7 protein-coding genes are annotated in these 7,637 nt (G+C 54.6%); 3 read left to right on the top strand and 4 right to left on the bottom strand.

The features are described from left to right. Positions 1-173: 173 nt before the first annotated feature. Both selD and yedF read right to left on the bottom strand, forming a co-directional pair. Positions 174-1,361, bottom strand: a complete 1,188-nt coding sequence (gene selD / locus GXP52_02060; protein NOY86072.1) for a selenide, water dikinase SelD — start codon at positions 1,359-1,361, stop codon at positions 174-176. A 362-nt stretch (positions 1,362-1,723) separates the two neighbouring features. Beyond that, complete coding sequence (yedF, locus tag GXP52_02055; protein NOY86071.1) at positions 1,724-2,302, bottom strand: sulfurtransferase-like selenium metabolism protein YedF; 579 nt, start codon at positions 2,300-2,302, stop codon at positions 1,724-1,726. A 252-nt stretch (positions 2,303-2,554) separates the two neighbouring features. Between yedF and GXP52_02050 the strand changes: the two genes are divergently transcribed. Beyond that, on the top strand, positions 2,555-4,915 hold the full coding sequence (locus GXP52_02050; GenBank protein ID NOY86070.1) for a vitamin B12-dependent ribonucleotide reductase: 2,361 nt from the start codon (positions 2,555-2,557) through the stop codon (positions 4,913-4,915). 458 nt (positions 4,916-5,373) lie between these two features. After that, positions 5,374-5,544: a 4Fe-4S dicluster domain-containing protein gene (locus tag GXP52_02045; protein NOY86069.1), complete on the top strand. Its 171-nt coding sequence runs from the start codon at positions 5,374-5,376 to the stop codon at positions 5,542-5,544. An 87-nt stretch (positions 5,545-5,631) separates the two neighbouring features. On the opposite strand, the gene GXP52_02040 is transcribed toward GXP52_02045, so the two are convergent. Further along, complete coding sequence (locus tag GXP52_02040; protein ID NOY86068.1) at positions 5,632-5,817, bottom strand: hypothetical protein; 186 nt, start codon at positions 5,815-5,817, stop codon at positions 5,632-5,634. A 17-nt stretch (positions 5,818-5,834) separates the two neighbouring features. Beyond that, positions 5,835-6,164 carry a thioredoxin gene (gene trxA / locus GXP52_02035; GenBank protein ID NOY86067.1) on the bottom strand — a complete coding sequence of 110 codons (330 nt, stop codon included), beginning with the start codon at positions 6,162-6,164 and terminating at the stop codon, positions 5,835-5,837. Between the two features lie 480 nt (positions 6,165-6,644). On the opposite strand from trxA, the gene GXP52_02030 reads away from it, so the two are divergent. Next, positions 6,645-7,424: an RNA methyltransferase gene (locus GXP52_02030; protein ID NOY86066.1), complete on the top strand. Its 780-nt coding sequence runs from the start codon at positions 6,645-6,647 to the stop codon at positions 7,422-7,424. Positions 7,425-7,637 lie beyond the last annotated feature (213 nt).

Genomic DNA, 7,637 nt, shown 5'->3' with positions numbered 1-7,637 from the left:
TGACTTCGTAAAAAGTCCATTTACGACCCTATGCAAGTCGGCCTTTTCGAAGGAGACAGTTTTACACGGGTAATGCGGAGGGGTCAAGTCACACCGATGGCTATGCCCTCACAGGTCATCTATGGCGTGGTAGTCCGCAATACGAAGACGGGTCACTGCGAGGAGCGTTGAGTTCAGCGAGAACGGGTGGCGCAGCCTGCAAGCTGGCTGCACTGTGGTAAAATAATTGGGGTCTGGGGTCTAGCTGTTTCATCACGTTGAACTCTGGACTCTGGACTGGTTCTTATCGTTTGGACGTTGAGAGCCGGACTCATCAGCGATGGACGATAATCACCGGAATTTAAAAAGCGTCCTATCCTGGTGAAGAACACACCTTTGTCCCGGAGCCCTTTTTCAAGGTCCGATGAGTTGCCGGTCGGCATGGAAATCAGCAGACCTCCTGACGTCTGCGGATCGTAGAGAGGCAGGAGATCATCCTGGGACAGGGACTCATATTCCATCATTCCCTCGATGTGCCTGATATTGTCGTAGGCCCCGGCGGGCACCATCCCCATCCGGATCATTTCCGGGATTCCGTCCATAACCGGCACGGCCGTATGGTCGATTTCGGCCCCTATTCCGGCGGCCATGCACATTTCCGCCAGATGTCCTAGGAGGCCGAACCCCGTCACGTCGGTCATGGCGGTGGCTTTGTTTTCAGCGGCCGTTTCGGCAGCGTCCCGGTTCAGGGTTTTCATCCACCGGGTCGCCTCTTCGAGCAGGGAAGCCGGGACCATCTCTCCTTTCAGCGCGGTGGACGCGATCCCCGTGCCCAGGGGCTTGGTAAGGTAGATGTGATCACCGGGCAGAGCATCGGCGTTAGTCACGATCCCGTCCCGGGGGACCGTGCCGGTCGCCGCCATGCCGAATTTGATCTCCGGGTCCTCGAGGGTGTGCCCTCCAACGAGGGTGCACCTCGCCTCCTTCAGGGCGGCCATCCCCCCCTGCAGGATCAAAGACGCGGCATCGTTGGCAAGGGTGCAGGTGTCGAAGGCCAGAAAACTCATTGCCGTCAGTGGAACTCCCCCCATGGCGAAGATATCGGAAAGGGCGTTGACGGCCGCGATGTAGCCGAAATCGAAGGGGTCATCAACGATTGGGGTGATGACATCCATAGTCTGAACCAGGGCGGTGTCATCGTCGAGAAGATAAACCCCGGCGTCGTCGGATGTTTCCATCCCGACCAGCAGCCGCGGATCCTTCGGCGGACTTCTCCGCAGAGGCGCAAGGAGTTTCTGGAGATCACCCGGACCCAATTTGGCGGCTCAACCGGCTGCTTTGACCATGCCCGTCAGTCTGTAGATTTCATTTCGGTTTTTCATAGCCTATTATTGAGTCGCAAAAAGTGTCATTTTCACTTTCCTCACAAATCAACGACTTGTCCCGCAAGCCAATGACTTCCGGGAGAAGTCATTGATTTGGGCGCCCTCCCCGGGCGCGTTGATGACTTTTTGAAAAGTCATCAACTGCGGCTTTGATAAGGGCTCATCTGCTGCGTTCTCGGTTGTCGGAAACCCTCGACGTATTCCATATACGCCTCCGGTATTCCTCCTCCCTGCGGCCTTGCATCTAAACCCTTCTCGTTAGCCTTAAATTCCGGTTCATCCTCGCAATGACTTCGCTCCAGGTTGGACCCTGGACCCTGGACTCTGGACTCTGGACTGTTTTATCCCTGCCCCTGACCCTACGGTCTGATTACTGTGGAAGCGTGCAGAAGCGCGGCCTGGATCTCAAACATGTTGGACACCGCTCCAGCGGCCAGTTTCTCCTTCAGAGAGAAAAAGTCAAGACAGGTTCCGCACACAAGTATTTCGCAGCCCCGGTCCGCAAGCACCCTCATTGAATCGAGTACCGGGGAGCCCTCTATGGCGAGCCGCACGCCGGAATTCATCATGAGGATCACGTCGGGGGTGGTATCCTGCTCCACCAGCGTTGAGACGAATCCTTCCATGAGTATAGTCCCCAGCTTGTCGTCTCCTCTGCCAAGACGATCGCTGGTGATGAAAACGGCCGCAGAGGATCGGATTCCCATGGACAAGGACTGTTTACCCGGTTTAATGGTCAAACGGAAAGCGTTGCCTTCGAGGTTCTCCACGCTTACCGAGGCGCCCTTCCCCCGGGCGAACCGCAGAACGTTTTCCCGGCCGGCCTCTGAGTCCACCTCGATGGCAAAAGTGGTTCCCGTGCCCATTCCTTCCATGGTTTTTTTTGCCTGAATCACGGGACCGGGGCATGCAAGCCCGCGGCAGTCGATGGTCTTCATGGCCATATCCCTGTCTTCCCTTCTTCCGGGTGGCGGAGATTATGTTGAAAATATCTATTTCTATAATTCGTATTCCCAATAACTAGCATGACAGGGACTTTTTTTCAATAAAGCTGTCTGACCCACGGAAAAACCCTTGTCATGTTTCAATATGTTGTGCTATTTTTTCGGTGCATACAAGATAGTGGGGGTGGTTCCCGGGGTTCCTTTCCATAAACATTCATACTTTTTAAACACTTGCCGGAGGAAAACATGCCTGTCGAAGGACCGGAAAACGTCGAGAATCCATCTAAAGGATTCCAGGAATCATTGAAACTCGACCAGGACCTCGGCCGTGTTGAATTATCCGAAAATGCCAGGGTGGTCCTGGAGAAGCGTTACCTCAAAAGGGACGAGCAGGGGGACGTTCTGGAGAGTCCAGCGGACCTTTTCCACCGCGTGGCGGATAATATCGCCCAGGCTGAGGCCAGATTCGGTGCCGATGCCGAGAAGATCAGGCAGACGGCGGAAACCTACTTTGATCTCATGGTCTCCCTCAGTTTCATGCCGAATTCCCCCACACTGATGAACGCTGGGAGGGAACTCCAGCAGCTGTCCGCCTGTTTCGTCCTCCCCGTGGGCGACTCAATGGAGAGCATCTTTGACGCCGTCAAACACACAGCCATGATTCACAAGAGCGGCGGTGGGACAGGATTTTCATTCAGCCGGCTGAGGCCGTCCAAGGACGTGGTCAAGTCCACATCAGGGGTTTCCTCAGGACCCATCTCCTTCATGAAGGTCTTCAACCAGGCCACCGAGGTGATCAAGCAGGGCGGGACCCGCCGGGGCGCAAACATGGGAATTCTTCGGGTGGATCATCCCGACGTCCTGCATTTCATCGTCTGCAAGGAACAGAACGACCAGCTTACCAACTTCAACATCTCCGTGGGATTGACGGAGGATTTCATGAAAGCGCTGGCGGATGACGGTGATTATCCCCTGCTTAACCCCCGCACCGGGGAGGAGGCCGGGCGCCTTAAAGCCGCCGAGGTTTTTTGGAAGATCGTTGAAGGGGCATACAGAAACGGGGAGCCGGGGATCATCTTTCTTGACAGGATCAACCGGGACAATCCCACGCCGGCCCTGGGTGAAATAGAGAGCACCAACCCGTGCGGAGAACAGCCCCTCCTGCCCTACGAATCCTGTAACCTCGGTTCCATCAACCTCTCGAGGGTACTGCGGTACGAGGGAACCCGCGTCGCAATAGATTACGACCTGCTCGGCACCATTGTTCACCATTCGGTACGCTTCCTCGATGATGTGATCGAGATGAACAGGTATCCGCTGCAGCAGATCGAGGAGATGACCAAGGCCAACCGGAAGATCGGCCTGGGCATAATGGGATGGGCCGATATGCTCTTTCGCCTCGGGATACCCTACAACTCCGAGGAGGCGGTTGCCCTGGCGGATAAAATCATGGATTTTATCCGCCGGAAGGCTGTGGAGACCTCCCAGGTTCTCGCGGACGAAAGAGGGCCGTTCCCCGCCTTCAGCGGAAGCGTCTACGATGTCCCGGGGCGTCCTCCCATGCGAAACGCCACAGTTACGACCATCGCCCCAACGGGAACCATCAGCATTATCTCCAACACGACCAGCGGTATCGAGCCCCTGTTTGCCATCTGCTACCACCGCAATGTTCTGGATAACCAGCGGCTGGTTGAGGTCCACCCCTATTTCAAGGAGTTGGCTCAGCGCGAGGGATTTTACAGTGACGATCTCATGGAGAGGATCGCCGAGGAGGGTTCTATCCAGCACATTTCCGGCATACCGGATTGGGTGAAAAGGGTGTTCGTAACATCCCATGACATCAGTCCGGAATGGCATGTCCGAATGCAGGCCGCTTTTCAGAAATCCACCGACAACGCTGTTTCCAAAACCGTCAATTTTTCCAATGACGCCACCATGAAGGATATTGAAGATGTCTATCTTCTTGCCTATGAACTGGGCTGCAAAGGGGTGACGGTATACCGTGACGGCAGCAGGGACGAACAGGTCCTGTCTTTCGGGAAGGACAGAAAACAGTCCTCCGGGGCGTCGCATGAAGAACTGGCCCTTCCCGCCCCAAGGCCTCGCCCTGTGGTAACGGGAGGCATGACCATCAAGATGAAGACCGGATGCGGGAACCTTTACGTGACGGTGAACGAGGATGAGAAGGGGCTTTGCGAGGTATTCACCCAGATGGGGAAGGCCGGCGGGTGCGCCGCGTCCCAGTCCGAGTCGGTGAGCCGTATGGTTTCGCTGGCCCTACGTTCCGGTGTGGAGGCTGATTCCATCGTCAAGCAGCTGTCCGGAATCCGGTGCCCATCCCCCCTGTGGCAGAACGGCGAGATGGTGCTGTCCTGTTCCGACGCCTTAGCCAAGGCTTTAAGGCAGTACAAGGAGCTCCGGAATGCGGACAGCCCGGAGGCGCTGAAGGTGGTTGATCTGCCGGTATCCGGCCGGAAACGGCACGGTGGAGATGTTGGTAACATGCGGGCTTCGCTGGGAAGCCAGTGCCCCGACTGCGGAGGTTCCCTTGATTTCGCGGAGGGATGCGCTACCTGCCACGGCTGCGGTTTCTCCAAGTGCAGCTGAACCGGGGCTGATTCCAAGTCCGGTCTCACGCCCCTCGACAGTTCGACAGGCTCACTGCAGGCAGGCTCGGGACAGGCAAAGCCGCAAAGGACGCAAAGAAAATCAAATAATTCAGAAAAATTTCTCTTTCCGATCTTTATTAATTATTCATATTTCCCCTCACCCGATTTCTCCCTAAGGGAGAAGGATTTCTCTGAAATCAGCTTTGGTGAGGGTGCGCGGCCTACTTTGCGAGCTTTGCGGCTTTAGCGAGTCACTTTTCTGGTGTGACGAGCGGGCGTGAGATAAAAGGTTTGAACTTTCCCCCATTCCACTTTTCACCTCTGGACTCTGGACTCTGGACTGTTTTGCCACGTTGCGCTACCTCCGAAATCCTGGTTGACATTTCCCTTCGTGGGAGTTATGCATCCTCTATTTGTGGAGAGAAACGCGTTTTTGATGAAAAGGAGGTGAACACCTTGGCTTACGTTATATCTGATGAATGCACCGCATGTGGAAGCTGTATGGACGAATGCCCCGTCGAGGCGATCAGTGAGGGTGATATTTACGTCATCGATCCGGAGCTTTGTACTGACTGCGGAGCCTGCGAGGCCGTGTGTCCTGTTGAGGCTATCAGCTCTGGCGACTGATTTATAAAATCGACAATAAATAAAGGCGGTCCCACCCCAGGCCGCCTTTATTTATTATGATCGACGGACCGCCGACCTTATATCTCATCAGCTGGATCCGGTGTTACAACCGCAGGAGATTATATCCGCTCCCGACAGTTTTTTCCCCTTTTCCAGGGAACCGGAACAGGACGGGCAGGAGATGGACACCTCTCCCTCATCCTCGGTGAGGATCTGGGCATATTCGATCCCGCAGGCGGGACATTTCAGTTCAAAAATCGCGTAACTCATCATGCCCTCCAAGGGATGCCTTATGCATGCTTCTCGACAATGCGCTTGATCTCGCCTGGATTGGCGCCGATGATCTGTTCAACCACCTTGCCACCCTTAAAGAGCATGAGGGTAGGAATGCTTCGGATGCCGTATTTATTGGGTGTTTGGGCGTTCTCATCCACGTTGATTTTCCCTACCTTTACCCTGCTTCCGTAGTTGTCGGCTATTTCGTCGACAACCGGGGCAACCATGCGACAGGGTGCGCACCAGACGGCCCAGAAATCCACCAGGACGGGCCTGGTCGACTGGAGAACCTCCTCCTCAAAATTGGAGTCCGTAAACTCCTTGACGTTTTTGCTTTCAGCCATCATAACCTCCTTAAAATCCATGATTGGTAATCCATTGCCGGTAACCTCTAAAAAGGTCGATGGACTCTTTGCGAGTCCATCGACTTTGATAGGGTCGTAAAAAGTCCCCCATGGCTTTTTACTCCACGGAAAGCGAAAAATGTCATTTTCACTTTCCTCCCAAATCAACAACTTGCACTGCAAATTGTTGATTTGGGCGCCCCCTAAAATGGGCGCATTGATGATTTTTGTGAAGTCATCAATATTGATAGGGTCGTAAAAAGTCCGTTAATGGCTTTTTACTCCACGGAAAGCGAAAAGTGTCATTTTCACTTTCCTCACAAATCTTCGATTTGAGCGCCCCTTATGTGGGCGCATTGATGACTTTTTGCGAAGTCATCAACTTTCGTGTACGCAATAGTAACCTCCAAAGGGACGGCTGTCAATGGTACATTTGAATATTAGAATAAAATTATATAATCGTAAGGTTGGGAGATGCTTATGTCGGATAATTTCACCCCTCTGTCACGGGAGAGGCTGAGGATCATACGTTCCTTGGCTTCCCGAAAAATCCGTCGGAGGAAAGGGCTGTGCCTGGTCGAGGGGCAAAGAGCCATTGAGGAATCGGCAAAGTCGGGATATCTGGAATACCTGGTGGCGGAAGACCCCACAGTCCTTGCCGGTATGGAGATCGTGCAGGCAGGCGCCGCCGCTCAAATCCCCGTTTTCTCGGCGGATAGTGCCCTTTTTGAGGATGCCTCCGACGTTGTGCATCATAGGAACCTCCTGGGGGTCGCAAAGCTTCCAGCCGACCCGGGTATTTCACAACTTCTGAAAATTGATGGTCCGGCGGTGCTTCTATTCCTGGATGGAGTTCAGGATCCGGGAAACGTTGGTGCCTTGATAAGGACGGCCTGGGCGTTGGGTGGGATGGGGATTCTCGTTGGAAAGGGATCGGCCGATCCCTTTGGCCCCAAGGCCATTCGCGCTTCAGCAGGGGGAATCTTCCATCTGCCGGTTTTTAAGGAGATCGTCCGGGAGGACCTGATGCTTCTTGCGGAAGCGGGGTTTTGCGTTTATCTGGCCGATGCCCGAGGGCGGCCCTTCGACGAGGTGACTTTCAATTCGAGATCCATCCTGGCGGTTGGAAACGAGGGGTGTGGTCTTTCCCCGTGGATCGGAGAATTGGGAATGCCGGTCTCCGTACCGCTTCGCGGGGAGGCAGACTCCCTCAATGCGGTCGTCGCGGGATCCATCCTCCTGTGGGCAATGCTGTCCTGAAAGTGAATGTCCAGTGTCCAGAGTCCAGAGGGGAAGAGCGGATGCAGGGACACGTGGAGGATAAGCACAAGGCCTGTCATCGCGAGCTGAAACTATGCGAAGCGATCTCGTGTGGCGACCATGGGGAGCCGCAGCGAAAATGCTGATTTAACAGGGATGAAGGGGATGGAAGGGATAAGGCAAACATCGGAAGCGGATAAAATCAGAAATCTT

It is taken from the genome of Deltaproteobacteria bacterium, assembly GCA_013151915.1.
Lineage (GTDB): Bacteria > BMS3Abin14 > BMS3Abin14 > BMS3Abin14 > BMS3Abin14 > BMS3ABIN14.
This window is presented reverse-complemented; position numbering and strand designations above follow the sequence as displayed.